The 26,529-nt window shown below is 70.4% G+C and carries 24 protein-coding genes and 2 pseudogenes; 11 read left to right on the top strand and 15 right to left on the bottom strand.

Features of this window, described 5'->3' with window-relative positions; all coding sequences use genetic code 11:
* The first annotated feature begins 6 nt into the window (after positions 1–6).
* Positions 7–1,086, top strand: coding sequence for a 5-(carboxyamino)imidazole ribonucleotide synthase (locus Q0R13_RS01120; RefSeq protein ID WP_293898178.1), 1,080 nt, complete (start codon positions 7–9; stop codon positions 1,084–1,086).
* Positions 1,087–1,153: 67 nt separating this feature from the next.
* Positions 1,154–4,168 carry an adenylate/guanylate cyclase domain-containing protein gene (locus Q0R13_RS01115; protein ID WP_293898175.1) on the top strand — a complete coding sequence of 1,005 codons (3,015 nt, stop codon included), beginning with the start codon at positions 1,154–1,156 and terminating at the stop codon, positions 4,166–4,168.
* Positions 4,169–4,248: 80 nt separating this feature from the next.
* On the opposite strand, the gene Q0R13_RS01110 is transcribed toward Q0R13_RS01115, so the two are convergent.
* The 6 genes and pseudogenes from Q0R13_RS01110 to ccmA all read right to left on the bottom strand — a co-directional run bounded on the left by Q0R13_RS01110 (position 4,249) and on the right by ccmA (position 7,357).
* Positions 4,249–4,545, bottom strand: coding sequence for a hypothetical protein (locus tag Q0R13_RS01110; protein WP_293898172.1), 297 nt, complete (start codon positions 4,543–4,545; stop codon positions 4,249–4,251).
* Positions 4,546–4,571: 26 nt separating this feature from the next.
* Complete coding sequence (locus Q0R13_RS01105) at positions 4,572–5,087, bottom strand: redoxin family protein (protein ID WP_293898169.1); 516 nt, start codon at positions 5,085–5,087, stop codon at positions 4,572–4,574.
* Positions 5,084–5,221, bottom strand: coding sequence for a heme exporter protein CcmD (ccmD, locus tag Q0R13_RS01100; protein ID WP_293898166.1), 138 nt, complete (start codon positions 5,219–5,221; stop codon positions 5,084–5,086). Before ccmD ends, Q0R13_RS01105 begins: the two co-directional genes overlap by 4 nt.
* Before the next feature lie 3 nt (positions 5,222–5,224).
* Positions 5,225–5,953 (bottom strand): heme ABC transporter permease CcmC, encoded by a 729-nt coding sequence (gene ccmC / locus Q0R13_RS01095; protein ID WP_293898164.1) that lies wholly within the window; start codon positions 5,951–5,953, stop codon positions 5,225–5,227.
* Positions 5,954–6,026: 73 nt separating this feature from the next.
* Positions 6,027–6,692, bottom strand: coding sequence for a heme exporter protein CcmB (gene ccmB, locus Q0R13_RS01090; protein WP_293898161.1), 666 nt, complete (start codon positions 6,690–6,692; stop codon positions 6,027–6,029).
* Between the two features lie 69 nt (positions 6,693–6,761).
* Positions 6,762–7,357 (bottom strand): annotated as a pseudogene (gene ccmA, locus Q0R13_RS01085) (heme ABC exporter ATP-binding protein CcmA).
* Positions 7,358–7,556: 199 nt separating this feature from the next.
* On the opposite strand from ccmA, the gene acnA reads away from it, so the two are divergent.
* Together acnA and Q0R13_RS01075 are read left to right on the top strand one after the other, a co-directional pair.
* Complete coding sequence (acnA, locus tag Q0R13_RS01080; protein WP_293898158.1) at positions 7,557–10,250, top strand: aconitate hydratase AcnA; 2,694 nt, start codon at positions 7,557–7,559, stop codon at positions 10,248–10,250.
* 283 nt (positions 10,251–10,533) lie between these two features.
* Positions 10,534–11,220 (top strand): thioredoxin family protein, encoded by a 687-nt coding sequence (locus Q0R13_RS01075; RefSeq protein ID WP_293898156.1) that lies wholly within the window; start codon positions 10,534–10,536, stop codon positions 11,218–11,220.
* A 21-nt stretch (positions 11,221–11,241) separates the two neighbouring features.
* Here Q0R13_RS01075 and Q0R13_RS01070 read toward each other — a convergent pair whose 3' ends face one another.
* From Q0R13_RS01070 to Q0R13_RS01055, 4 genes are all read right to left on the bottom strand, one after another.
* Complete coding sequence (locus tag Q0R13_RS01070; RefSeq protein WP_293898153.1) at positions 11,242–12,009, bottom strand: methyltransferase; 768 nt, start codon at positions 12,007–12,009, stop codon at positions 11,242–11,244.
* Between the two features lie 5 nt (positions 12,010–12,014).
* A complete protein-coding gene (locus Q0R13_RS01065) occupies positions 12,015–12,524 on the bottom strand; it encodes an FKBP-type peptidyl-prolyl cis-trans isomerase (RefSeq protein ID WP_293898150.1) in 510 nt (169 codons plus the stop codon).
* A gap of 23 nt (positions 12,525–12,547) precedes the next feature.
* Positions 12,548–13,756 carry a threonine ammonia-lyase gene (locus Q0R13_RS01060; RefSeq protein ID WP_293898147.1) on the bottom strand — a complete coding sequence of 403 codons (1,209 nt, stop codon included), beginning with the start codon at positions 13,754–13,756 and terminating at the stop codon, positions 12,548–12,550.
* Positions 13,757–13,968: 212 nt separating this feature from the next.
* A complete protein-coding gene (locus Q0R13_RS01055) occupies positions 13,969–15,789 on the bottom strand; it encodes a dipeptide ABC transporter ATP-binding protein (protein ID WP_293898144.1) in 1,821 nt (606 codons plus the stop codon).
* Positions 15,790–15,881: 92 nt separating this feature from the next.
* Between Q0R13_RS01055 and Q0R13_RS01050 the strand changes: the two genes are divergently transcribed.
* Positions 15,882–16,412 carry an HAD family hydrolase gene (locus tag Q0R13_RS01050; RefSeq protein WP_293898141.1) on the top strand — a complete coding sequence of 177 codons (531 nt, stop codon included), beginning with the start codon at positions 15,882–15,884 and terminating at the stop codon, positions 16,410–16,412.
* Positions 16,413–16,422: 10 nt separating this feature from the next.
* On the opposite strand, the gene Q0R13_RS01045 is transcribed toward Q0R13_RS01050, so the two are convergent.
* Positions 16,423–18,045, bottom strand: coding sequence for a cisplatin damage response ATP-dependent DNA ligase (locus tag Q0R13_RS01045; RefSeq protein ID WP_293898139.1), 1,623 nt, complete (start codon positions 18,043–18,045; stop codon positions 16,423–16,425).
* Between the two features lie 36 nt (positions 18,046–18,081).
* Positions 18,082–19,092, bottom strand: a complete 1,011-nt coding sequence (locus Q0R13_RS01040) for a ligase-associated DNA damage response exonuclease (protein WP_293898136.1) — start codon at positions 19,090–19,092, stop codon at positions 18,082–18,084.
* A gap of 87 nt (positions 19,093–19,179) precedes the next feature.
* Between Q0R13_RS01040 and Q0R13_RS01035 the strand changes: the two genes are divergently transcribed.
* Together Q0R13_RS01035 and Q0R13_RS01030 are read left to right on the top strand one after the other, a co-directional pair.
* The gene (locus Q0R13_RS01035) at positions 19,180–19,611 is read left to right on the top strand and encodes a PaaI family thioesterase (RefSeq protein WP_293898133.1); all 432 of its coding nucleotides are present in this window, start codon (positions 19,180–19,182) and stop codon (positions 19,609–19,611) included.
* Positions 19,612–19,615: 4 nt separating this feature from the next.
* Positions 19,616–20,035 carry a PaaI family thioesterase gene (locus tag Q0R13_RS01030; protein ID WP_293898130.1) on the top strand — a complete coding sequence of 140 codons (420 nt, stop codon included), beginning with the start codon at positions 19,616–19,618 and terminating at the stop codon, positions 20,033–20,035.
* Between the two features lie 12 nt (positions 20,036–20,047).
* Here Q0R13_RS01030 and Q0R13_RS01025 read toward each other — a convergent pair whose 3' ends face one another.
* Entirely contained in the window at positions 20,048–20,239 is a 192-nt protein-coding gene (locus tag Q0R13_RS01025) for a hypothetical protein (protein WP_293898127.1), read from the bottom strand.
* 168 nt (positions 20,240–20,407) lie between these two features.
* Between Q0R13_RS01025 and Q0R13_RS01020 the strand changes: the two genes are divergently transcribed.
* The 3 genes from Q0R13_RS01020 to Q0R13_RS01010 all read left to right on the top strand — a co-directional run bounded on the left by Q0R13_RS01020 (position 20,408) and on the right by Q0R13_RS01010 (position 22,885).
* Positions 20,408–20,824 (top strand): rubrerythrin family protein, encoded by a 417-nt coding sequence (locus Q0R13_RS01020; RefSeq protein WP_293898124.1) that lies wholly within the window; start codon positions 20,408–20,410, stop codon positions 20,822–20,824.
* Between the two features lie 100 nt (positions 20,825–20,924).
* The gene (locus tag Q0R13_RS01015; protein WP_293898121.1) at positions 20,925–22,292 is read left to right on the top strand and encodes a heterodisulfide reductase-related iron-sulfur binding cluster; all 1,368 of its coding nucleotides are present in this window, start codon (positions 20,925–20,927) and stop codon (positions 22,290–22,292) included.
* Positions 22,292–22,885 (top strand): DUF3501 family protein, encoded by a 594-nt coding sequence (locus Q0R13_RS01010; RefSeq protein ID WP_293898118.1) that lies wholly within the window; start codon positions 22,292–22,294, stop codon positions 22,883–22,885. Before Q0R13_RS01015 ends, Q0R13_RS01010 begins: the two co-directional genes overlap by 1 nt.
* Positions 22,886–23,073: 188 nt before the next feature.
* On the opposite strand, the gene Q0R13_RS01005 is transcribed toward Q0R13_RS01010, so the two are convergent.
* Entirely contained in the window at positions 23,074–25,137 is a 2,064-nt protein-coding gene (locus Q0R13_RS01005; RefSeq protein WP_293898115.1) for a PQQ-dependent dehydrogenase, methanol/ethanol family, read from the bottom strand.
* A gap of 181 nt (positions 25,138–25,318) precedes the next feature.
* On the opposite strand from Q0R13_RS01005, the gene Q0R13_RS01000 reads away from it, so the two are divergent.
* The gene (locus Q0R13_RS01000) at positions 25,319–25,933 is read left to right on the top strand and encodes a YceI family protein (RefSeq protein ID WP_293898112.1); all 615 of its coding nucleotides are present in this window, start codon (positions 25,319–25,321) and stop codon (positions 25,931–25,933) included.
* A 53-nt stretch (positions 25,934–25,986) separates the two neighbouring features.
* Here Q0R13_RS01000 and Q0R13_RS00995 read toward each other — a convergent pair.
* Positions 25,987–26,418: pseudogene (locus tag Q0R13_RS00995) on the bottom strand (acetyl-CoA C-acyltransferase); the annotation flags it as partial.
* Positions 26,419–26,529: the final 111 nt, after the last annotated feature.

Here is a 26,529-nt window from a genome sequence, read left to right as displayed (position 1 = left end):
GTGGCGATGCCGCAGTTTCCGCTTCCGCCCGGCTCGACCCTCGGCATCCTGGGGGGCGGGCAGCTGGGCCGCATGCTGGCCCTGGCCGCCGCGCGCCTGGGGTTCGACGTGGCCGTGCTGGAGCGCGACGCCGACAGCCCGGCCGGGCGCGTCGCCGCCCACTGCATCGTCGGCGCCTACGCCGACCCCGCCGCGCTGGCGCAGCTGGCCGCCCTGGCCAACGTCGTCACCTATGAGTTCGAGAACGTGCCGGCTGAGGCGGTGCTGACCCTGCAGTCGCTTGGCGTGGTCGTCGCTCCGGGCCCGGAAGCCCTGGCCGTGGCCCAGGACCGGGTGGCCGAGAAGCAGTTCCTGAACGCGAGCGGCGCACCCACCGTCGCCTTCGCCTCCGCCGCCAGCGCCGAGCAGGCCGTGGCCGTGGCCGCCGAGATGGGCCCGCCCGTGCTGATGAAGACCCGGCGCGAGGGCTATGACGGCAAGGGCCAGCGCTGGGTGGAGCACGCCCCGGACGCCGCCGCCGCGTTCAAGGCCCTGGGCGGCGTGCCGGTGATCCTGGAGGCGCCGGCCGACTTCGTGCGCGAGCTGTCGATCATCGCCGCCCGCGGCCGCGACGGCGCGACGGCCATCTATCCCCTGGCCGAGAACCACCATGAGGGCGGCATCCTGCGCCGCAGCCTGGCCCCGGCCACCGTTTCCCCGGCCCTGGCCGACCAGGCCGAGCGGATCGCCGCGCGCATCCTGCAGGGCCTCGACTATGTGGGCGTGGTGGGGATCGAGCTGTTCGAGATGCGCGATGGCCGCCTGCTGGTCAACGAGATCGCGCCGCGCGTCCACAACACCGGCCACTGGACCCAGGACGGCTGCGAGGTCGACCAGTTCGAACAGCACATCCGCGCCGTCGCCGGCTGGCCGCTGGGGCCGACCGCCGCCCACCACCGGGTGGAGATGCTGAACCTGCTGGGCGATGAGGCCGACGCCTGGCCCCGCCTGGCCCATGAGCCGGAGACCCGGCTGCATCTCTACGGCAAGCGCGACGCCAAGCCCGGGCGCAAGATGGGGCATGTGAACAAGCTGAAGCCGTTGTGAGACCTCGCCAGCGCGACGGTGACATCGCCGGAAACCGCATGCGATAGTCCCGGGGGGGGAAATTCGCATGTCGTCGCAGGCCCGCCAGGCCGCAGCTGTCCGGGGATCGGCGGGGCGAACCCAGGGCCGCCGGCTTGGCCTCGCCATCCTGGTGCTGATCGCGCTCTGCGGCGTCTGCGCGCCGTTCTTCGTCGACCTTATCGACCACAGCGCGCCGAAGGCGCGGGACGGGGTGGTCAGCTATGCCGGCCGGGGTCCGCTCAAGGCCCCGGTCGAGCTCGACGGCGACTGGCGGGCGATCTGGCGCTCGGGGCCGGCGGCCGGCGCGCACCTGGTGCTGCCGGTCCCCGGCGGATGGGCCGGGGTCAAGGTCGGCGGCCACACGCTGACGGAGAGCGGCGCGGCGTCCTATTTCCTGCGCCTTCGCGACCTGCCCGCCGGCAGCTACACCCTCTTCGTCCCCAAGGCCTACGCCGGCCTGCGGGTGTTCGTGAACGGGCGGCTGGTGTCGGAGCGCGGGGACTTCGGCGTCACCGCGGCGACCAGCCGCTACTACAGCCGCGCCCAGAACCTGCCGATCATGACGGACGGCGGGGACCTGAACCTGCAGATCGACGCCTCGACCTTCCACCACAAGGACAACGGCATGCCGGAGGCGCCGGTGTTCGGCCTGGCCGATCCGGTGAGCCACTGGCTGCTGTTCGACTGGCTGCGCAGCCTGCTGCTGGCGACGTCGCTGCTGCTGCTGGCCTGCCTGGGGGCGGTGGTGTTCGTGTTCCGGACCGAGGACCGGGCCTCGCTCTACCTGGCCTCCGGCTGCGCCCTGCTGCTGCCGCTGGTGGCCACCATGAGCCACGACAACCTGCTGCTGGTCGCCATGCCGAACCTCGACTTCGGGGTGATGATGGTGGTGCAGTACCTGACAGCCGCCGCGGCCCTGACCATGGCCCTGGCCTATACCCACGAGCTGTTCCCGCAGGAGAGCCCCAGGCTGCCCTACATCGCGCTGCAGGCGATCAACGCCGTGCGGTTCGCGATCTACGCGATCATCGGCGTGACCGGCGACATCCTGCTGCTGTCGCACTATTCGCAGGCCGCGGTCGTGTTCCGCACGATCCTGCTGATCTACATCGTGGGCGTGGTGACCGCTGCCTGCTTCCGCCGCCGCGACGGGGCGATCCTGTTCCTGTTCGGCCTGGGCGCGATGGTGGCCAGCATCATCTACACCGACCTGGTCAGCAACGTCGGCTTCCCGCAGATCTTCGGCCTCAACCTGCTGCCGATCGGCATGCTGCTGCTGCTGTTCTCGCAGCTGGTGATCCTGGCCGAGCGCTGGAGCGTGGCGATCAAGACCGAGGCCCAGGCGAACGGCGACCTGCGCCGCCTGCTGGACGTCAACATCTCGATCACCAGCGAGATGCAGCTGGAGGCGCTGCTGGCCAAGGTGGTCGAGGTCACCTCCAAGGTGATCCGCGCCGACCGCGGCTCGCTGTTCCTGCACGACGCCAAGACCGGTGAGCTGTGGTCGGTGGTCGCCGAGGGGCTGGACGAGCGGCAGATCCGCTTCCCGTCGACCGAAGGGCTGGCGGGCTGGGTGTTCACTCACGGCGAGGCGGTGAACCTGTCGGACGCCTATGAGGACGCGCGCTTCAACCGCGATGTGGACGCCGCCACCGGCTATCGCACCCAGGGCGTGCTGACGGTCCCGGTGACGGCCCGCGACGGCCGCCGCCTGGGGGTAATGCAGGCCCTGAACCGGCTGGACGGCGGGCGGTTCGACACCGCCGACCTGGAGCGGATGAGCGCGTTCGCCGCCCAGGCCGCCGTGGCCATCGACAACGCCATCCTGTTCTCGGAGGTGGCGGCCGAGCGGAACTATAACCAGAGCATCCTGCGCTCGATGTCGAGCGGCGTGGTCACCCTCGACCGGGAGGTGCGCGCGGCCAAGCTGAACCCGGCCGCCGCGCGGATCCTGGAGGCGCCGGTCGACAGCCTGGATGGCGTCGACGTGCACGCCTGGCTGGAGGCCAGCAATCCCGGCCTGCTGGCCGAGATCCAGGCCGTGGGCGTCAGCGGCCGGCCCAAGACCCTGCTGGACGCCGACGTCCGCACGGCGGCCGGCGAGACGATCTCCGCCAACCTCTCCATCGTGCCGCTGGTGGGCGATCAGGGCCCGGCCGGCGTGCTGATCCTCATCGAGGACATCAGCGAGGGCAAGCGCATGCAGGCGGCCATGCGCCGTTTCATGAGCCAGAAGGTCGTCGACCAGGTCATGGAGCACGACGAGGACGAGCTGCTGTTCGGCACCGCCTGCCGCGCCAGCGTCCTGTTCGCCGACATCCGCAACTTCACCTCGCTGGCCGAGACCCTGCAGCCGCGCGAGACGGTGGACATGCTCAACGAGATCTTCACCGACCTGGTCGAGGCGGTGTCCGCCAGCGACGGCGTGCTGGACAAGTTCCTGGGCGACGCGGTGATGGCCGTCTACGGCGCGCCGCTGCCGAGCGCCCGCGACCCGCAGAACGCCGTGGAGAGCGCGGTCAGCATGATGCGCATGGTCGCCGCCCTGAACGTGCGCCGCCGCCACCGCGGGCGCGAGGAGCTGACCCTGGGGGTCGGCATCGCCAGCGGCGAGGTGGTGGCCGGCACCATCGGCTCGCTGAAGCGGATGGACTACACGGTGATCGGCGACAGCGTGAACCTGGCGTCGCGCCTGCAGCAGCTGACCAAGCTGTACCAGGTGGGGGTGATCGTCTGCGAGGCGACCGCCCGGGCCCTGGACGGCGCCGTGCCGCTTCGCGAGCTGGATACCCTACGGGTGCGTGGCCGCCAGCGGCCGGCCAAGCTGTTCCAGGTGCTTACCGACGAGACGCCCTCGCCGGCGCTGGAGCCCTATGGCCGGGGCCGCGACCTGCTGGCGCGCCGGCGCTGGCGCGAGGCGATCGCTGCGTTCCGCGAGGCGGTGGCGGCCGATCCCACCGACCGGCCCTCGGTGCTGATGCTCGAGCGCGCCCAGGACCTGGCCCGCCGGCCGCCGCCGGCCGACTGGGACGGCGTCTGGGGCCTGCCGGACGCGGCATGAGCTTCGACAGCCAGGCGCGGCCGGTGCGCGGGTCGGAGACCTGGCGGGGACAGCTTGGCTGTGGTCCCCGCGTCCGGGCCTCAGACCCGGATGTCGAACAGCGAGCCGGGCCGCATGATCTTCTGCGGCGGCTCGGCCGGCTGGACGGCGGCGCGCATCACGGCGCGGACCGCTGGGGCGGCCGCCTGCGGGGCGGCGGCCTGGGCGACGGCGGCTGGTTGGGCCTGGCCCGACACCATCGCGAAGAACGCCCTCTGGGCGGCCAGCTTGGCGGCGTCCTGGGCCGGGCCGGCCATGGGGGTCAGGCTGGTCGGCGGCTGGGCGGAGGGGCGGATCGGGTTCACGGCGCGCCGAACATGGTTAACTTGCGGGCTCAACTTGACCCTCCCAGCTCAATGCCCGGTTAACGCGCCAGTTTCGCCAGCACATCGGCCTCCGGCTCGGTGAGCGGGCCGGTGTGCTTGGCCAGCACCTTGCCGCCGCGCCCGATGACATAGGTCTCCGGCACGCCGGTGACGCCGAACTCCACCCCGGCCCGGCCGTCGCGGTCCACCAGGGCCTGGACGTAGGGGTCGCCCAGCCGGGTCAACAGCGCCTGGGTGTTGGGCGGGGCGTCCTTGTAGGCGACGCCGACCAGCCGGACCTTCTCGCCCTTCAGGCCCATCAGCACCGGATGCTCGATCTCGCAGGGGGCGCACCAGGAGGCGAAGAAGTTGACGATGATCGGCCCGTCGGCCACGGCCTCGCGCAGCCGCACCGGCCGGCCGCCGGCCAGGTCCGGGAGGGTGAGGTCGGGGATCTCGCGGCCCACCAGGGTCCTGGGCTGGTAGTGCGGGTCGTGCCGCAGGGCGAAGAAATAGAACAGCGCGCCCAGCGCCAGCAGCGCGACAAGCGGCAGGGCGGCGATCCAGCGGCTCACTTTCTGGACAGCTCCTCGTAGCGCTTGCGCCAGCGCCGGGCGTGGTTCAGCGACAAGCCGATCATCGCCACGAAGACCACGGCGGTGACCACGAAGGCCGGGACGATGAACTCGGCGTACTTGAAGGCGAACATGCCTCAGGCCTTCGCCGCGCGCAGCGCCGCGGCCTCGGCGCGCCGGCGCCAGACCTCGCCGCGGATGCCCACCAGCCACAGCGAGCCGAACGCCGAGAGATAGGCCAGGCCCATGATCAGCAGCGGATGCAGGAACACCGGGGCCAGGCTCGATCCGCCCTTTTTGAACACCGAGGCGCCCTGGTGCAGGGTGTTCCACCAGTCGACGCTGTAGTGGACGATCGGCAGGTTGACCGCGCCGACCAGGGCCAGGATCGCCGCGGCGCGGGCGGCCTTGGCCTCGTCGTCCATCGAGGCCCGCAGCGCGATGTAGGCGACGTACAGCAGGAACAGCACCAGCACCGAGGTCAGCCGCGCGTCCCACACCCAGAAGGCGCCCCACATCGGCCGCCCCCACAGCGAGCCGGTGACCAGGGCCAGCAGGGTGAAGGCCGCGCCCAGCGGGGCGGCGGCCTGGGCGGCGGCGTCGGCCAGGGCATGGCGGAAGATCAGCGACAGGAAGCTGGCCACGCCCAGGCAGAGGTAGATGAAGCTGGCCAGCCAGGCGGCCGGCACATGGATGAACATGATCCGCACGGTCTGGCCCTGCTGGTAATCCTCCGGAGCGGTGAAGCCCAGGTAAAGGCCGACCACGGCCAGCACGGCAGCGATGACGCCGAACAGCGGGGCCGCCCAGCGCGAGAACGCCATGAAGCGCTCGGGATTGGCGAGGAAGGCGGGCGCCCAGTTCATGCGTCTCGCATAGAGTTCGCGCGCCCGCCGGGCAAGCCGCCCGCACATGCCACAGCCGGGCGGGGCGGTGGCGTCACGACAGCGCGTTCCGGCACGCGGCCGCCATCGCCAGGGGCCCCAGCGCCACCGCCAGGGCGGCATAGGCGCCGAGCAGGGCGAAGCCGGAGACCCACGGCAGGCCGCTGGAGAAGGCGTCCAGGGCGCCGCCGCCGAAGATCACCGGGGGTACGAACAGCGGCAGCACGATCACCGCGGTCAGCAGGCCGCCGCGCCGCGCGCCCAGGCTGAGCGCCGCCCCGATCCCGCCCACGAAGGCGAAGGCCACGCCGCCCAGCAGGGCGCAGGCGAAGATCAGCGGGGCGAGGTCGGGCTTGGCGCCCAGCGCGATGGCGGCGATGGGCGCGGCGACCGCCAGCGGCGCGCCGGTCGCCAGCCACTGACCGACGCACTTGATAAAGCAGGTCAGCTCGAGCGGGGTGGGCGACAGGGTCAGCAGGTCCAGCGCCCCATCCTCGTAGTCGCGCTCGAACAGCCGCTCCAGGGACAGCAGCGACGCCAGCGCCAGGGCCACCCAGGCCGCGCCGGGCGCGATGGCGGCCAGCCGCGCCGGCTCCGGCCCGATCGCCAGCGGCAGCAGGGTGGCGACCCCGGCGTAGAAGCCCACCGCCACCAGCGGCCCGCCGCCGCGGCCCCAGGCCAGCGCCGTCTCGCGCGACAGCAGGGCGGAGAGCCGGCTCATCCTACTTCGCTCCCTTCAGGAGCTTCGAAAGACGCATGTTTGCCCTCCGAAGCCTTGGCGTAGGAGGGCTCACGCCGAGAGCTCCAGGCGCTTGGCGGCGATCGGCAGCGGGTCGTGGACGGCGGCGACGATCATGCCACCCCCGGCCAGATGCCGGGCCATCAGGACGCCGAACCCCTCGCGCCAGCGGGCGTCCAGTGGGCTCAGCGGCTCGTCCAGCAGCACAGCGGCCGCGGCGCAGCCAGCAGCCGAGCCAGGGCCAGGCGCCGTCGCTGCCCCGCCGACAGCCGCCGCACCTCAAGGTCCAGCAGGGTGGTCAGTTCCAGCGCCTCGGCCGCCTCGCCGATCGCCCCGCCGCCGCACCACCGGCTCCAGAACGCCAGTTCCTCGCGCGCCGTCCGGGCCGCCTTCAGCCCGTCGGCGTGACCCACCAGGTGCAGGCCGTCCCCGCGCGCCTCGGCCGGATCCATGGCCCCGAACCCGATCTCCCCGGCCTCCAGCCGCACCAGTCCGGCCACCGCGCGCAGCAGGCTGGTCTTGCCCGATCCGTTGGCCCCGGTGAGCGCGCAGGCCTCCCCCGCGGCCAGCTCCAGGTCCACGCCGTCGAACAACAGGCGCCCGCCGCGGCGGATGGCGCAGCCCTTGAGCACAAGCTGCGTGATCAAGCGCTGGCCCAACCTTTTGGAAAGCTTCGCAGTGCGGCGCATGGACGCGGCAGAACCACGGGTCTATGAACGAAGCGGCTGCCGCTGCCGGGGGGTATCAACGCCGCGCGGAGACGAACGCTGTGTGTCCGTCTCTGATGGAGCGCGCGATCCGTCCGGGGGGCTTTGGCGGCAGGGAACAGAGAAAGGATCTCCAAAGATGGCGTCCGTGGACACCCTTAAGACCCGCCGTATGCTGACGGTGGGCGACAAGACCTACGCTTACTACAGCCTCCCCGCCGCCGAGGAAGCCGGTCTGACCGGTATTTCGACGCTGCCGATCTCGATGAAGGTGCTTCTCGAGAACCTGCTCCGCAACGAAGACAACGACACGGTGACCGCCGACGACCTAAAGGCGGTCGCCGCCTGGGCCGTGAACCGAGGCTCGGTCGAGCACGAGATCAGCTTCCGGCCCGCCCGGGTGCTGATGCAGGACTTCACCGGCGTACCGGCGGTGGTCGACCTGGCCGCCATGCGCGACGCCATGACCGCGCTGGGCGGCAACCCGGACCTGATAAACCCGCTGAACCCCGTCGACCTGGTCATCGACCACTCGGTGATGGTGGACTTCTTCGGCAACGCCAAGGCGTTCGGCGCGAACGTCGACCGCGAGTACGAGCGCAATATCGAGCGCTACAACTTCCTGCGGTGGGGCTCCTCGGCCTTCAACAATTTCCGCGTCGTGCCGCCCGGCACAGGGATTTGTCACCAGGTGAACCTGGAATACCTGGCCCAGACGGTGTGGACCAACGCCGATGAAGGCCAGGAAGTGGCCTACCCCGACACCGTGGTCGGCACCGACAGCCACACCACCATGATCAACGGCCTGGCGGTGCTGGGCTGGGGCGTGGGCGGCATCGAGGCGGAAGCGGCCATGCTGGGCCAGCCGATCCCGATGCTGATCCCCGAGGTGATCGGCTTCAAGCTGGACGGTGAGCTGAAGGAAGGCACGACGGCCACCGACCTGGTGCTGACCGTCACCCAGATGCTGCGCAAGCGCGGCGTGGTCGGCAAGTTCGTCGAATTCTACGGCCCTGGCCTGGCGAAGATGACCCTGGAAGACCAGGCGACGATCGCCAACATGGCCCCGGAATATGGCGCCACCTGCGGCTTCTTCCCGGTGACGCAAGCCACCATCGACTACCTGGCCGCCACCAACCGGGCGCCCGAGCGGGTCGCCCTGGTCGAGGCCTACGCCAAGGCCCAAGGCATGTGGCGCGAGCCGAGCGATCCGGATCCGGTGTTCACCGACACCCTTGAGCTGGACATGGCGACCGTCGTGCCGTCGATGGCCGGCCCCAAGCGCCCGCAGGACCGGGTGGAGCTGACCTCCGCCGCCGCCGAGTTCAAGGGCGCGATGGAAGGCGAGATGTTCGGCAAGCCGGGCACCCTGACCGATCGCTTCAAGGTCGAGGGCGAGAACTACGACATCGGCAACGGCGACGTGGTCATCGCGGCCATCACCTCCTGCACCAACACCTCCAACCCCGGCGTGCTGATCGCCGCGGGCCTGGTGGCCAAGAAGGCCCTCGAAAAGGGCCTGACCGTGAAGCCTTGGGTCAAGACCTCGCTGGCGCCTGGATCGCAGGTGGTCACCGACTATCTGAAGTCCGCCGGCCTGACCAAGTCGCTGGATGCGCTGGGCTTCAACCTGGTGGGCTACGGCTGCACCACCTGCATCGGCAACTCCGGCCCGCTGGCCGTGGCGATCTCCGAGTCGGTCCAGAAGAACGACGTGGTGGTCTGCTCGGTCACCTCGGGCAACCGCAACTTCGAAGGCCGCGTGAACCCGGACACGCGAGCCAACTACCTGGCCTCGCCGCCGCTGGTGGTGGCCTATGCGCTGGCCGGCTCGATGAACATCGACCTGACCACCGAGCCGCTGGGTGAGGGCAAGGACGGCAAGCCGGTCTACCTGAAGGACATCTGGCCGACGACGGCCGAGGTGACCGCGCTGCAGCGCAAGAACGTCACCAGCAAGATGTTCGCCACCCGCTACGCCGACGTCTTCAAGGGCGACAAGAACTGGCAGGGCATCAAGGTCAAGGGCGGCCAGACCTACGACTGGGACATGACCTCGACCTACGTCGCCAACCCGCCGTACTTCGAGGGGCTGAAGATGGAGCCGACGCCGGTCGTCGACATCGTCGAGGCCCGCGTCCTGGGGGTGTTCGGCGACTCGATCACCACCGATCACATCTCGCCGGCGGGCTCGTTCCGGGCCAATACCCCGGCCGGCGCCTATCTGATCGACCGCCAGGTGCCGGTGTCGGACTTCAACGGCTATGGCGCCCGGCGCGGCAACCACAACGTGATGATGCGCGGCACCTTCGCCAACATCCGCATCCGCAACCGGATCACCCCTGATGTCGAAGGGGGCGTGACCAAGCACTTCCCGTCCGGCGACCAGATGTCGATCTATGACGCGGCCATGCGCTACCAGGGCGAAGGCCGTCCGCTGGTGATCTTCGCGGGCAAGGAATACGGCACCGGCTCGTCGCGCGACTGGGCCGCCAAGGGCACCAAGCTGCTGGGCGTCCGCGCCGTGGTGGCCGAAAGCTTCGAGCGCATCCACCGCTCGAACCTGGTGGGCATGGGCGTGCTGCCGCTGCAGTTCCTGCAGGAAGGCTGGCACAAGCTGGGCCTGACGGGCGAGGAGATCGTCACGATCCGCGGTCTGACAGAGCTGGCGCCCCGCAAGCAGCTGATCGTCGAGATGTACCGCCCCTCGGACGGCCGCATCGCCCGCTTCCCGGTCCGCTGCCGCATCGATACGCCGATGGAGCTCGAGTACTTCAAGAACGGCGGCGTGCTGAACTACGTGCTCCGCAGCCTGGCCAAGCCGGCGGCCTAGCCCGCCGGCGCGTTCGACATGACGGGGGCGGCCGCAGCGATGCGGCCGCCCTTTTCGTTCGCTCCTCCCCTGTCCCGAAGGGGATGGGGGAGGTGGCGGCGAAGCCGACGGATGGGGCGCGAGGCCTCAGGCTCCGCGGATGGAGCTTCGCGCCCCCTCCGTCGCGTGCTGCGCCGAGCCACCTCCCCCGAACTCTACGGTTCGGGGGAGGAGAGGGGGGGCGGAGTCGGAAATATCGCCCTGGGGGCGTAACCTCGCCGCGGTCTGCCGCGAACTAGGTCCCATGAACCTGCACCGCACCCTTCTCAGCGCCGCCGCCGTGATGGCCCTGGCCGCCGCCGCCCAGGCCCAGCCCGCGCAGCCCACCGTGGTCGAGCTGTTCACCAGCCAGGGCTGCTCGTCCTGCCCGCCGGCCGACGTCGCGGTGGCCAAGGTCGCCGACCGGCCGGACGTGATCGCGCTCAGCTTCAACGTCACCTACTGGGACCACCTGGGCTGGAAGGACACCTTCGCCCGCCCCGAGTTCACCGACCGCCAGGTGGCCTACGCCAAGGCCCTGGGCGGCGGGGCCTATACGCCCGAGGTGGTGGCCGGCGGCCGGTCGGCCGGGGTGGGCAACACGCCCCGCGCCGTCGACGACCTGATCGCCCGGGGCCGCACCCAGCCGACCGCCACGGTGACGGCGGCGGCCGGCCAGGTCAGCATCAGCGCGGGCATCGCGCCGCGCCGCGGCGCCGACGTCTGGCTGGTCAGCTACGATCCGCGCGTCATCCAGGTGCCGGTGAAGGCCGGCGAGAACGGCGGCAAGACTCTGCCGCAACGCAATGTCGTCCGCACCCTGAAGCGCCTGGGCAGTTGGACCGGAACGGCGGCCACCTTTGCCGCGCCCGCCGGCGACCCCTCGCTGAAGCGCGTCGTGCTGGTCCAGGGCGCGGGCGGCGGGCCGATCCTGGCGGTGGGGCGGTTGTAGAGCCCGGCCGGCGGGGGTCGCTCAGCGCGCGGTCTTCGGCTTGCGGAACTTGAAGGCGAACTGGTCGGTCTTGCCGCGGATCGCCTTATCGAACACCAGCAGGGTGCGGGCGTCTTCCGGGTTGCGCAGCACCGGGCTCTCGCCGACGAACTCGAAGCCGGCGGCCAGTACCTGGGCCTTTACCGTGGCCTCGTCGATCCGGTGCAGGGTCTCGGTGTCGCGCAGTCCCGAGCCGACCTGGGCGGCGTGGTCGACGATCACGAACAGCCCGCCCGGTTTCAGCGCCTTGTAGACCGCCGCGTTCAGCAGCTTGGGGTCGGTCGGGCCCATGAACTTGTCCGGGTAGTCGTGGTAGTTCTGCGAGGTCCAGACCATGTCCAGGCGCTCGGGCGCGGCGAAGGCGGCGGCCGGTTCGACGATGACAATGATGTTGGCCCACTTGGGATCGGCCGCCTGGGCCTGCAGTTTCTTGACCTCGCCGTCCCCCTCGCTGAGGTATTCCTTCGGGAACACCGCATAGACCTTGCCCTTGGGCCCCACGACCTTGCTCAACAGGCGGGTGAAATAGCCGCCGCCGGGGATCAGGTCGGCGACCTTCTGGCCCGGCCTCACCTCCATGAAGCTCAGCAGTTCGGCGGCATGGCGCAGCCCGTCGCGGGCGACGTCCTCGGCGCGGGACGGATCGGCCAAGGCCTGGGCGATGGGGGCCTGGGCGATGGGGGCCGGCGTGGCGGCCTGGGCGGTGAGGGCGATGCCCATCAACGCGGCGGCGAGGAACAGACGCTTCATCGGAGTCAGCCTTGCTGGATGCGCCCGGGCCCGGGCAGGACGTCGATCAGTTCGATGCGAAAGGTCAGCGGCGCGCCGGGCGGGATCGTGCCGCCGGCCCCGGCGTCGCCATAGCCCAGGTTGGACGGCACATAGAGGATCCACTCGTCGCCGGGGCGCATCAATTGCAACGCCTCCTCCCAGCCGGGGACCAGGTGATCCAGCGGCATCGCGGCCGGCTGGCCGCGCTCATACGAGCTGTCGAACACCGTGCCGTTCTCCAGCTTGCCCTCGTAGTGCACCTTGATCTCGTCGCCCTTGTGCGGGTGCAGCCCGGTGGCCGGGCCGGTGTGGACGATCTTGTAGGCCAGGCCGGACGGCAGGACCGTGACGCCGGCCTGCTTGTCCATCTTCGCCATGAAGGCCTTGCTGGCCTCCGACTGCGCCACGGGCGCGCCGGGCGCCGCCGGCTTGGGCTTCGGGTGGCAGGCGCCCAGCGCCAGGGCCGCCGCCAACAGGACTGCCAAACGCTTCATGGTCGCTCTCTCAGACAACGGGTTCACACGACTCGGGGCGGATAGCCGCGGTCGCGCAGGGCGTCCATGACCTCCTGGGTGTGCTGGGCGTCGCGGGTCTCGATCATCACGTCGAATTCGGCGCCCTTGGCCGGCACGTCCAGGGCCAGGCGGTTGTGCGCCACCTCGATGATGTTGGCGCCCATCTGGCCGATGATCATCGAGACATTGGCCAGCAGGCCCGGCCGGTCGTCGCCGATGATCCTGAGCGAGACGATCCGGCTCTCGCGCACCAGTTCGCGGGTGAGCACCGAGGCCAGTAGGCGGGTGTCGATATTGCCGCCGGTGATCACCAGGCCGCATTTCTTGCCGCGGAACTTGTCCGGATAGGCCAGCAGCGCCGCCAGCGACGCGGCCCCGGCGCCCTCGGCCACGGTCTTCTCGACGTTGCAGTAGAGGGCGATGCCGCGCTCGAAATAGGGCTCCTCGATCAGCAGCACCTCATCGATCAGCGGCCGCGCGACGGCATAGGTCAGCTCGCCCACCGACTTCACAGCGATCCCCTCGGCGATGGTCGAGGCGCCGCCGTTTTGCGCCGTCTTCACGCCGCGCATCTTGGCGGTGAACGAGGGGATGATCGCCGGCTCCAGGCCGATGATCCGGATGTCCTTGTTCAGGTGCTTGGCCGCCGTCGCCATGCCGGCGATCAGCCCGCCGCCGCCGATCGGGATCGGCAACACCTCCAGGTCCGGCACGTCCTCCAGCATCTCCAGCGCCACCGTGCCCTGGCCGGCCATCACGTCCAGGTCGTCGAACGGGTGGACGAAGGTCAGTTCGCGCTCGTCGCAGATCGACCGCGCCTTGGCAGCAGCCTCGTCATAGCCGTCGCCCTCGATCACCACCTCGGCCCCGTGGGCGCGGGTCTGCTGCACCTTCATGAACGGCGTCGCCTTGGGCATGACGATGGTCACCGGGATGCCCAGCCGCGCAGCGTGGTAGGCCAGCCCCTGGCTATGGTTGCCGGCCGAGGCGGCGATCACCCCGCGGGCCTTCACATTGTCGCCCAGTTGCAGCAGCTTGTTCAGCGCGCCGCGCTCCTTGTAGGCCGCCGTGAACTGCAGGTTCTCGAACTTCACCCAGACCTGGGCGCCGGTGATCTCCGACAGGGTGCGGGAGTACCGGCAGGGCGTTCGCTCAATATGACCCTTCAGCCGCGCTTGGGCGGCGAGGATGTCGTCGAAGGCGAGGGTCATGGGAGAGGCCGGGGTTCCAGAAGGCGCGCAACCTAACGGCGCCGGTTCGTCGGGGCAATCTTCGCTTCCTCTCCCCCCGCGAAGCGGAGAGGGAGAGGGTCGGCTGAGCGTCTGAATCTCTCCCGTTGGCAGCCCAAGGATCCGCCGTGGCGCCGTGATGGGATCTTGGCTGGACCAACGGCGGATCACGTTCTCACGCGCCGGCCCTCTCCCTACCCTCTCCCTCTCGCTTCGCGGGGGAGAGGAGACTCGGCGTCGAACTCCGAGACCAGGTGCCCGGCCGCCACCTCGCGCAGGGCCGGCGCCTGGCCGCCCGCCCGCCGCGAGGGCGCGAACCGGAACGCGGCGTCCGGGTCCATCGAGCTGGGCGGCTCGCCGGTGAGCTTCAGCCGCACCCGCGTGCGTTCGACGGCCGGGTCGGGGATCGGGGCGGCCGACAGCAGGGCCTTGGTGTAGGGGTGCTGCGGCGCCTGCCAGATGGTGTCGCGGTCGGCCAGCTCCATCACCCGGCCCAGGTACAGCACCAGCACCCGGTGGCTGATCTCGCGCACCACCGCCAGGTCGTGGCTGATGAAGATCATCGCCAGGCCCATCTGCGCCTGCAGCTGGATCAGCAGGTCGATGATCTGGGCGCGGATCGAGACGTCCAGCGCCGACACCGCCTCGTCGCAGATCACCAGTCGGGGCCGCAGGATCATCGCCCGGGCGATCCCCACCCGCTGGTTCTGGCCGCCCGACAGCTCGTGCGGATAGCGGTTGATCAGCGCCGGATCCAGCTCCACCCGCGCCATCGTCGCCCTCACCTCGGCTTCGCGCGCCGCGCCGTTCAGCTCGGGCCGGAACGCGGTCAGCGGCTCGGCGATCGACGTGCCGACGGTCATCCGCGGGTCGAGGCTGGCCAGCGGGTCCTGGAACACGATCTGCAGATCTTTCCGGGCCGCCCGCATCGCCTCGCGCTCGGCGTGGGTGATGTCGCGGCCCATCAGCGTCACCGCCCCGGCCGTGGCCGGCAGCAGGTTCAGCACCGCCCGCGCCAGGGTGGACTTGCCCGACCCGCTCTCGCCGACCACGCCCAGGGTCTCGCCCTGCCGCACCGCGAACGACACGCCGTCGACCGCCCGCAGCATCCGCGGATGGCCGAACCAGCCGTCGCGGACGGGAAAATGCACCTTCACGTCGCGCCCCTCGACCACCGTCGGCGCATCGGCCGCCACCGGCGCGATCTGCGGCCGTCCGCCCCGGTCGGCGCGGTCCAGGCGCGGGATCGCCGCCAGCAGGGCGCGGGTATAGTCCGTCCGCGGCCGGGCGAAGATGTCCCCCACCGGCCCAGCCTCCGCATAGGCGCCGTCCTTCATCACACAGACCCGGTCGGCCAGCCGCGCGATCACGCCCATGTCGTGGGTGATCAGCACCATGGCGGTCCCGGTGTCGCGCTGCAACTCGGCCATCAGGTCCAGGATTTCGGCCTGCACCGTGACGTCCAGCGCGGTGGTGGGCTCGTCGGCGATCAGCAGTTCGGGTCCCGGCGCCATGGCCGCGGCGATCATCACCCGCTGGCGCATGCCACCCGACAGCTCGTGCGGGTACTGCCGCATGCGCCGGCGCGCGTCGGGGATGCGCACCTTCTCCAGCCATTCGAGCGCCTGCGCGTCGGCCTGCGCGCGGCCGAGCCCCAGGTGCAGGCGCAGGGGCTCGGCGATCTGCTCGCCGATCCGCACGTGCGGGGTCAGCGCGGTCAGCGGGTCCTGGAAGATCATGGTCATCTTCGAGCCGCGCAACCGGTTGAGCTCGCGGGTCTTCAGTCCCAGCAACTCCTGGCCATGCAGCGTCGCCGAGCCGGAGGCGCGGCCGTTCTGGGCCAGCAGGCCCATCACCGCCATGAAGGTCTGGCTCTTGCCCGACCCGCTCTCGCCGACCACCCCCAGGGTCTCGCCGCGCCCGACCGAAAGGGACACGCCGCGCACCGCGCGCACCGCCCCGTCATGGGTCTCGAAGTCGACCTTCAGGTCGTGCAGCGTCAGGACGTCGGCCAACCGGACCTCGCGGTGATGGGGCCCGCGAGTCTTGGCGCAGAATTCGCGCTTTTGAAATCCGTCCCCTCGCCGCCAGCCGCTATAGTCCGGCGGTGCCCGCTTCCCCGACGGACCCGATCCAGCGCCCGGCGCTCTTCCTCGACCGCGACGGCGTGCTGAACGAGGACCAGGGCTATGTCTACCGCTGGGAGGACTTCCGCTGGATTCCCGGCGCGCGGGAGGCCGTCGCCGCCTTCAACCGCGCCGGCTGGCTGGTGATCGTGGTGACCAACCAGTCGGGGGTGGGCCGCGGCTTCTACACGGAAGACGCCGTGCATGCCCTGCACGCCGCCATGGCCGCCGACCTGGCCACGGCCGGGGCCCACATCGACGCCTTCTACCACGCCCCCCAGCACCCTGACGCCGAGGCCGCCGCCTACCGCCACCCCGATCCGCCACTGCGTAAGCCTAACCCCGGCATGATCCTCCAGGCCTTGGCCGACTGGCCCATCGACCGCGAAGCCTCCCTGCTGATCGGCGACAAGCCGTCCGACCTGGAGGCGGCGCTGCGCGCGGGCATCCGCGGCTTGCTGTTCGAGGGCGGGGATCTGAAGGCGTTCCTGGAAACCATTTCCCTCCCTTAACGGGGAGAGATCAACGCCCTTCCATCTGCACCAGCAGCCGCTCCAGGGCCGCGATCTCGTCCGCCTCGCCGGGGGGCTTGTCCCAGCGGATGCGGTGGATGCGCGGGAAGCGCATGGCCACCCCGGACTTGTGCCGGGTCGAGCGTTGCAGCCCCTCGAACGCCACCTCGAACACCAGGCCGTGGTGCGGCTCGGCGCGGACTGAGCGGACCGGGCCGAACCGTTCGACGGTGTTGTCGCGGACGAACTTATCGATCGCCAGCAACTCCTCGTCGGTGAAGCCGAAATAGGCCTTGCCCACCGGGGTCAGGCTGCGCTGGCCGGCGGCGTCCTGCGTCCACACGCCGAAGGTGTAGTCGGAGTAGTAGCTCGACCGCTTGCCGTGGCCGCGCTGGGCGTACATCAGCACGGCGTCCACCAGGAACGGGTCGCGCTTCCACTTGAACCAGGGCCCCTTCGGCCGCCCGGCCTCGTAGATCGAATCCCAGCGCTTCAGCATCAGCCCTTCGGCGATCTGCGGGTCGCCTTCGGGCGGCCGGGCGCGCAGCGCCGCCAATTCCGCCCAGGTCGCGAACGGCTGCACCGGCGACAGGTCGATCCGCGGGCTGGCCTGACGCGCCACGAAGGCCTCCAGCCTGCGTCGCCGCTCGACGAACGGCCGGGGGCGCATGTCATGCGCGCCTTCCTGCAACAGGTCGTAGGCGCGGATCGCCGCCGGGAAGGCCGCCATCAGCCTGGCGTCCACGGTCTTGCGGTTCAGCCGCTGCTGCAGGTCGGCGAAGGGCGCCACCTTGCCGTCGCGGATCACCAGCAGCTCGCCGTCGATCACGCCGTCGTCGGTCAGCGCGTCCAGGATGTCGGGGAAGGTGCGCGAGATGTCGTCGCCGGTCCGCGTGTAGAGCCGCCGCTGGCCGCCCTCGTGCGCCGCCTGCACCCGGATGCCGTCCCATTTCCACTCGGCGGCATAGGCGGTCGGGTCCAGCTTGCCGAAGTCCACCGCCTCGTCGATCGCCTGGGCCAGCATCGCCGGCCGGAAGCGGGCCGGGTTCGCCGACGACGGCTTCTCCGAGCGCCCCTCCAGCCAGGCGAACAGGTCCTCGTAGGGCGGCCGGAGTGCGTGCCACAGCTCCTCGACCTCGGCCACTGGGACGTCGCCGAGGTCGGCCGTCGCCTGCTTGGCCAGCCGGGCCGACAGCCCGACCCGCAAGCCGCCGGTCACCAGCTTCAGCAGCGCCCAGCGTTCCCGCGCCTGCGGCAGGGCGTCCAGCCAGGCCTCGATCCGCCCCTGGGCCTCGGCGCGGGTGGCGGTCCGCAACCCCTCGATCACCTCCGACAGGTCCGGCTCGCGGTTGGCCCCGGGCTGGGCGGGCCAGACCAGGGAGACCGCCTCGGCCAGGTCGCCCACATAGTCGTAGGACCAAGCGAACAGCTGGGGGTCCATCCGCGCCTCGACGGCCTTGCGGATGAACGCCGGCTTGACCGCATCGAAGCTGAGCTCGCCGGTCAGGGCCGCCAGGGCCCAGCCCCGGTCCGGATCCGGCGTCGCGCGCAGATAATCCCGCACCATCGTCAGCTTGGCGTTGCGGGAGGACGTCAGCGACAGCCGGTCCAGCAGGTCGGCGAAGGCGCGCATCAGGAAGCCCGCGCTGGGATGGGCGGAATCAGGCTGTCAGTCATCCCCCTCGTCCTCGTACCCCACCAAGGCCAGCGCCCGGGCCGGGATGTCGTGCAGGGTGGCCCAGCGGGCAAGGGCCTCCTCGCGGCCGTGGGTGATCCACAGCTCGCCTGGCCGCAGCTCCTCGACCGTGGCGGTCAGCTCGTCCCAGTCGGCGTGGTCGGAGATCACCAGCGGCAGCTCCACGCCCCGCTGGCGGGCCCGCGCGCGGATCTGCATCCAGCCCGAGGCGAAGGCGCCCACCGGATCGGGAAACCGCCGGCTCCAGCGGTCCTGCAGCGCGGAGGGCGGGGCGATGACGATGGCGCCGGCGAAGTCCGCCTTCCGGGCCGTCGTCGCCGGCTCGAGCGGGCCGAGCTCGATGCCATGCCGCCCATAGAGCGCGTTCAGCCGTTCCAGGGCGCCGTGGACGTGGATGACCTGGTCCCAGCCGGCCTCTCGCAGCAGCCGGATGATCCGCTGCGCCTTGCCCAGCGCATAGGCGCCGACGAGGTGGCTGCGCTCCGGGAACTGGGCCACCGAGCGCAGCAGGCGCGCGATCTCCTCGCGGTCGTCCGGATGGCGGAACACCGGCAGGCCGAATGTGGCCTCGGAGATGAACACGTCGCAGGGGATCGGCTCGAACGGCGGGCAGGTCGGGTCGCGCCGGCGCTTGTAGTCGCCGCTCACCACCATCGTCAGGCCCTTCCAGCGCACCACGGCCTGGGCGGAGCCCAGCACATGGCCGGCCGGGACCAGGGTCACCTCGACGTCGTCACGGGTCGTGGGCTGGCCATAGGCTGCGGCCTGCCGCGCCCCGGCGAAGTCCAGGCCGTAGCGCTCGCCCATGATCTCCAGGGTCTCCGGCGTCGCCAGCACCGCGCCGTGGCCGGCGCGGGCGTGGTCGGCATGGCCGTGGGTGATCACCGCGCGGTCCACCGGCCGCACCGGGTCGATGTAGAAATCGCCGGGGGCGCAGTAGAGCCCCTCGGGCCGGGGGCAGAGCAGGTCCTGGGGCCGGATCATCGCACCCTAATGTAGGGCGGCGACGATGGCTCCGCCCACGCCTCTTTCGATTGACTTCCGCGGGCGTCACGCCCCTACCCGAACGCCATGTCCGACAGCTACGACAACGCCCCGCTCGCCGCCCGCATGACCGAGCATGTGCCGCACGCCCACGCGCTGGGCATGACCCTGATCTCCGTGGGCGAGGGCCGCGGCTCGATGCGGGTGGAGTGGCGCGAGGACCTGGTCGGCGACCCCGACACCGGCGTCATCGCCAGCGGGGTGGTCACGGCGCTGATCGACCACACCTGCGGCCTGGCGATCAACGCCGCCTTCGCGACCCCGGCCCCGATCGCCACCCTGGATCTGCGGATCGACTACCTGCGACCGGCCGCGCCGCGGGCCGGGGTGACCTGCGAGGCGTTCGGCTACAAGACCACCCGCTCGATCGGCTTCGTGCGGGCGGAGGCCTGGGACGTCGACCGCGGCGACCTGATCGCCACCGCCCAGGCGGCCTTCATGCTCAATCCGCGGGGCTAGGGGCATGGACGACGCCGCCATCCAGAGCCTGGACGCCTTCCTGCAGCGCGTCCCCTACGTCCGCTTCCTCGGCATGCGGGTGGAAATGGCGGGCGACGAGATGACCGCGGTGCTGCCGTTCTCGCCCCCGCTGATCGGCAACCCGACGCTCCCGGCGCTGCACGGCGGGGTCATCGGCGCGTTCCTGGAGATGACGGCGCTGGCCCAGCTCGCCCTGGCCCAGCCGGCCAGGCGCGTGCCGAAGACCATCGACATCACGATCGAATATCTGCGGCCGGCGCGCGCGGTCGAGACCTATGCCCGCGCCACCTTGCGCAAGGTCGGCCGCCGCATCGCCAACGTCCAGGTCGAGGCCTGGCAAGAGAGCCACGCCCAGCCGGTCGCCGGCCTGACGGGGCACTTCCTGCTGCGCGGCGATCGCTAGTCCGAGATCGGCCTAGCGTATCTTGCCTTCGCCGGTCTCCCTGCGGGCCTTCTCCAGCTCGGCGCCTTCCGGCCCATCGAGCGCCTCTTCGGCCTCGCGGGCCTTCTGCTCCACGGGGCCCTTCTCGGCGAACTCGTGCTGGGCCTCCTGGTATTTCTTGCCCGAGATGTAGTCGCCTTCACCCTGGATCTTGTTGTCGGCCATGACCGTCTCCTTCGCGTTCGCCAGGAGAACCCGCAAGGCGCCGGTTGGGCTCCATAGAGCGGGTCGATGGCCAGCATAGAGCTAATCATGTTGATCCCCCGGAGCCGGCGTCCATAGTCCGCCGGCGCGGCGCCGAGGCTGGGTCTTGGCGCCCCAAGGGAGATGAAGATGTCGCTCGCGAGCAGCAAGACGATCGAGAACCTGAAGGCCGCCTTCGCCGGCGAGAGCCAGGCGAACCGCCGCTATCTCTACTTCGCCCAGAAGGCCGACGTGGAAGGCTATAACGACGTGGCCGCGGTGTTCCGCTCGACCGCGGAAGGCGAGACCGGCCACGCCCACGGCCACCTGGAGTTCATGGAAAGCGTCGGCGACCCGGCCACAGGCCTGCCCATCGGCCCGACCGGCGACAACCTCAAGGCCGCCATCGCCGGCGAGACCCACGAATATACCGACATGTACCCCGGCATGGCGCGCACCGCCCGCGAGGAAGGCTACGACGAGATCGCCGACTGGTTCGAGACCCTCGCCAAGGCCGAAAAGTCCCACGCCGGCCGCTTCCAGCGCGCCCTCGACACGCTGGACTGACCCGTCATCCCGGACGGCCGCAGGCCGATCCGGGACCCAGTAGGGAGAGCCGCGGCCCCTGGGTCCCGGCTCTCCGCTTCGCTACGGCCGGGATGACGGAATGAGTGAAACGCCAACAGCGCCACCGCGCGAGGGCAGCCTTGACGCGCCGTTCCGCCGCCCCATCCTGTGGCGGGACGCCGAATACTATGACCTGGACAAGGTCCACGACGAGCTGCAGCGGCAGTTCGACGTCTGTCACACCTGCCGGCGCTGCTTCAACCTGTGCGACAGCTTCCCGCGCATGTTCGACGCCATCGACGAGAGCGCCACCGGCGAGGTCGACGGCATCGGGGCCAAGGACCACGCCCACGTCGCCGAGGCCTGCACACTCTGCGACATGTGCTTCCTGACCAAATGCCCCTACGTCCCGCCGCACCCCTTCGACATCGACATCCCGCACCTGATCCTGCGCTACCGGGCCGCCAAGCGCCGCGCCGGCGAGACCGAGTTCGTGCGCGAGCAGCTGGGCAAGACCGACCGCAACGGCAAGCTGGCCAAGCCGGTCGCCGGCCTCGCCAACTGGGCCTCGGCGCGAGAGAACACCCCGCTGCGCAAGCTGCTGGAGGCGATCGCCAAGATCGACGCCGAGGTCGAGTTGCCGAAGTACCATTCCAGGACCGCCACCGACCGGCTGAAGAGCCCGCTGGCGCCCGACCCGGCCGGCCCGGCGTTCGGCCAGCGCAAGGTGGCGCTCTATGCCACCTGCTTCGTCGACTACAACGAGCCCGACACCGCGGTCGCCGCCGCCCGGGTGCTGGCGCTGCAGGGCGTCGAGGTGAAGCTGGTCTATCCGGAGTGCTGCGGCATGCCGCAGCTGGAGGCCGGCGACCTGAAGGACGTGGCCGGCAAGGCCGAACGCGTCGCCGCCGCCTTCGCCCCCTACATCGACGACGGCTATGAAGTGGTCGCGCTGACCGCCTCCTGCGGCCTGATGATGAAGTTCGAGTGGCCGCTGATATCGCCTGAGGACCCGGCCATCGCCCGGCTGTCGGCGGCCACCAAGGACATCGCCGAATATGTCGTCGGCCTCTCCAAGACCTTCGGCCTGGCGGCGGGCCTGACCCCCGTCCCCGGCGGTGTCACCCTGCACCACGCCTGCCACGCCCGGGCCCAAAACATGGGCGCCAAGTCGGCCGAGATGCTGCGGCTGATCCCGGAGACGCGGGTGGAGCTGGTCGAACGCTGCTCCGGCCACGGCGGCACCTTCGGGGTGATGAAGGAGACCCACCAGGTCGCCAACAAGGTCGGCCGTCCCGCCGCCCGCCAGGTCGCCGCCAAGGGCAACGACACCCTGTGCTCGGACTGCCCGCTGGCCTGCAAGCACTTGGGCCAACTGCTCACCGCGGAGACCTCCGCCCAGGGCCAGGCCGCGCCGCGGCAGGCCCATCCCATCGAGATCTTCGCCCGCGCGTACGGAGCCCTGTGATGCCGCTCACCCTGCGCAAGATCGCGCCCGAGGACCTGATCCCGGACACCGAGTTCGCCAAGGTCCGCAAGACCTGGCGCGCCGAACTGCTGCCGGTGAAGCGACTGCGGCGCATCGAGCTCGGCCCCTCCTGCACCTTCTACTTCGAGAGCTATGACACCATGCTCTTCCAGGTGCAGGAGATGCTGCTGATCGAGAAGGGCGGCGCGGCCCAGGTCCCCGATGAACTGGCGGCCTACAACCCGCTGATCCCGAACGGTTCGGAACTGGTCGCCACCATCATGTTCGAGATCGACGATCCGGTGCGCCGCGAGGCGGTGCTGAACCGCCTGGGCGGGGTCGAGGACTGCTTCTTCGTCCAGATCGGCGCCGACAAGGTGATGGGCGTCCCGGAGGGCGACATCGAGCGCACGCGGGAGGACGGCAAGACCTCCTCGGTCCACTTCCTGCGTTTCCCGCTGGAGGCCAGGCACATCGCGGTGTTCCGCGACCCGGGCACCGGGATCATGATCGGCTGCAGCCACGAGCGCTACAGCCACCTGGCCGGCCTCTCCCCCGCCTCCCGCGCCGAACTGGCCCGGGACTTCGCTTAGGATCGCCCGCGCGGTCATTGCTCATCGGCTTCCCCCGCTCGCGGGGGAAATGTCGCCAACGCCGAAGGCGGGCGACAATGGGGAAAACGTCGCGCCTGACCTGCACGTTCCCCCATCAACCCTCGACCTGCGGTCCTCGGGAATGGTTTCCCCCGCTTGCGGGGGAAGGATTGGCCGCCGTGGAGCCCCTACCGCCCGTGGGTCATCTGCGGCGCGCCGGTCGGCGGGGGCTTGGCGGCCTCGCTCAGCAGGTAGGCGCGCAGGTCCTCGGCGCTGGTTTCGTCGAAGAAGCGGCGGAACGGGGCCATGCCGTGGGGCTTCTTGGCGCCCTCCAGCACGATGGCCTTGAAGCCCACCGGGTCCAAGATTACCGGCGAGCGCGCAAGCACCGGCAGGTAGCCGCCCGCGCCGTGGCAGGTGACGCAGAACTGCTGGCTCAGCGCCGCGCCCTTGGTGACATCGCCCTTCGACGGCGTGGCCGTGGCCAGGTCCAGCGGCGGCTGCACAATCGGAGCCGGGAACGGCGTGGGCACGACCTTGGCGTCCAGCTTGAACACCAGCAGGCGGCCCTTGCGGCGCGGCTCCCCGCCGCCCATGCCGCCGGCCCCGCCGAACCCCACCATCAGGGCCACGTACTGGTCGCCATCGATGGAATAGGTCGAGGAGGCGGCGATCGGAGCGGCCCCGGTGTCATAGCTCCACAGCGCCTTGCCGGTGGCGGCGTCGAAGGCGATGAACTTGTGGCCGGCCGCGTGGAACACCAGCCCGCCGGCCGTGGCCAGCACGCCGCTGCGCCAGGGCTCGGCGAAGTCGGCCTTCCAGCGCGCCGTCTTGGCCACCGGGTCCCAGGCGATCAGCTGGCCGAACGGCGCCGGCTGGGCATGCGACGGCGACAGGGTGGCCGGGCCCAGGCCCAGGTTCCACGCGCCGGGGATGAACTTGAATTCCTTCGGGTCGGCGTAGTCCATGTAGAGGGTCTGGGCCGGGATGAAGACCAGCCCCTCCTTCGGGCTGAAGGCCATGGGCTGCCAGTTGTGGCCGCCAAGCGCGCCGGGGGTCTGCTCCTGCTCCTTGCCGTTCTCATAGCGCGCGCCCGCCGCCTCGACCGGCCGTCCGGTGGCCAGGTCGACCTTGTCGGCCCAGGTGGTCAGCACGAACTTGTCGGCCGACACCAGCTTCCCGGTGGCCGCGTCCAGCACATAGAAGAAGCCGTTCTTGTTGGCCTGCATGACCACGTGCTGGGTCTTGCCGCCGATCGGCAGGTCGGCGACCATCAGGTGCTGGACGGCGTCGAAGTCCCAGTCGTCGCGCGGCGTGGTCTGGTAGTGCCAGACGTACTCGCCGGTGTCGGGCCGCAGCGCCACGATGGACGCCGCGAACAGGTTGTCGCCCTTGCCGCCCGAGCGGACCTTGCTGTTCCAGGGGCCGGCGTTGCCGGTGCCGACGTAGACCAGGTCGGTCTTGGGGTCGTAGGTGATGGCGTCCCAGGGGGTGGCCCCGCCGCCGCCCTCCTTCCAGGCGCCGTCGGACCAGGTCTTGGAGGCGACGTCCTTCATGATCTTGTCGGAGGCCGCGCCGTCCGGCGCGCCGGTCGGGTTGGGGGTCATCTGGAAGCGCCAGTCCAGCTTGCCGGTGTCGGCGTCATAAGCCGACACGTAGCCGCGGACGGGATATTCCGCCCCGCCGTTACCGATCAGGATCTTGCCCTTGATCGCCCGGGGCGCGCCAGTGATCGTGTAGGGCAGCTTGGGGTCGGTGGTCTGCACGGTCCAGGCGACCTTGCCGGTCTTGGCGTCTAGCGCGATCAGCCGGCCGTCCAGGGTTCCGACATAGGCCCGGCCCTTCCACAGGGCGACGCCGCGGTTGACCACGTCGCAGCAGGCGTTGAAGCCCTTCTCGCCGGGCACCTCGGGATCGTAGCTCCACAGCGGCTTGCCGCTCTTGGCGTCGAAGGCGAACACCTTGGACCAGGTGGTGGTGGTGTAGAGGATGCCGTCGGCCACCAGCGGCGTCGCCTCCTGGCCGCGGTCGGTGTCGAAGCTGGCCCACCAGGCCACGCCCAGGCGCCCAACCGTGTCCTTGTTGACCTGGTCGAGCGGGCTGAACCGCTGCTCGTCATAGGTGCGGCCATAGGTGAGCCAGTCGCTGGCCTTGGCGGCCTCGATCCGCTTGGCGTCGACCCCGGCCTTGCCGCAGGCGGTGACACTCAAGGCGATGCACAGCACCGCCGCCCAGCGCAGCATCCGATTCATAGGCGTTTCCCCGAATATTTTCGTCATTCTTGCAGAGGTTCGGCGCGGGCGCGAGCCGGTCATTTCCCCTGCGGTGAAACACTTGCGCGCCGAAGTGCGATTATCGGGAGACGCCGCAGGGTCTAGATTGCGGTTGCGCCGTCGCTGACGACGCCTCGCCACGTCCTTCGAAAGGCCACCTGTGCGCCAGACCTCCAAGCTCGCCGCCTTCGGCCTTGCCGCCGCCGTCCTCCTCGCCCCGGCCGCCTGGGCGCAGTCCAGCCCCAGCCCCGCCGACGTCAAGGCCGGGTCCTTCGCCGCCGATCCCGGTCACACCAAGGTCACCTGGTCGATCAATCACTTCGGATTCTCGACCTACGTCGGCCAGTTCAACGGCGTCGCGGCGACCCTGAAGCTGGACCCCAAGGCCCTGGCGAACACTAGCCTGGAGGCCACCATACAGACGGCCTCGGTCGGAACCTTCAATCCCGCCCTCGACAACCACTTGAAGTCGCCCGATTTCCTGGACGTCGCCAAGTTCCCGACCGCGACCTTCAAGGCTACCTCGGTGAAGACTACCGGGGAACGCACCGCCGACATCACCGGCGACCTCACCCTGCATGGGGTGACCAAGCCGGTGGTGATCCAGGCGACCTTCAACCGCGGCGGCGCCAACCCGGCCGACAAGACCTATCGCCTGGGCTTCGCCGGCAAGACGGTGATCAAGCGCACCGAGTTCGGCATCAAGAGCTACGCGCCGGCGCTCGGTGACGAGGTGACCCTGGAAATCGAAGCCGAGTTCAAGGTCACGTCCTGACGTGAAAAGGGCCGCCCCCGCAGGCGGCCCCTAATGTCGACCATCACCGGGATCTAGAAGATCTCGAAGAGACCCGCGGCGCCCATCCCGCCGCCGACGCACATGGTGACGACGCCGTATTTGGCCCCACGGCGCTTGCCCTCGTACATCAGGTGGGCGGTGCATCGCGCGCCGGTCATCCCCTAGGGGTGGCCGATCGAAATCGAGCCGCCGGAGACGTTGTACTTCGCCGGGTCGATGCCCAGCTTGTCGCGGCAGTACAGCACCTGGCTGGCGAACGCCTCGTTCAGCTCCCAGATGTCGATGTCGCCGACGGTCAGGCCGTTGCGCTGCAGCAGCTTGGGGATCGCGAACACCGGCCCGATGCCCGTCTCCTCAGGGCCGCAGCCGGCCACCGCCATGCCGCGATAGGCGCCCAGGGCCTGCAGGCCGCGCTTCTCGGCTTCCTTGCGCTCCATCAGCACGATCGCCGCGGCGCCGTCCGAGAAAATCATGGTCCGCTCATCCCGGCGAAGGCCGGGACCCAGAGCGAAGGACGCCGATCGGGGAATGGATGACCGCGGAGCCTCTCCAGCCCACATCGAAGCCATTCCATC

The organism is Phenylobacterium sp. (assembly GCF_025351295.1).
In the GTDB taxonomy this organism is placed as follows: Bacteria; Pseudomonadota; Alphaproteobacteria; order Caulobacterales; family Caulobacteraceae; genus Phenylobacterium.
The sequence above is the reverse complement of the archived record's forward strand: the minus strand, read 5'-3'. Positions and strand labels throughout refer to the sequence as shown.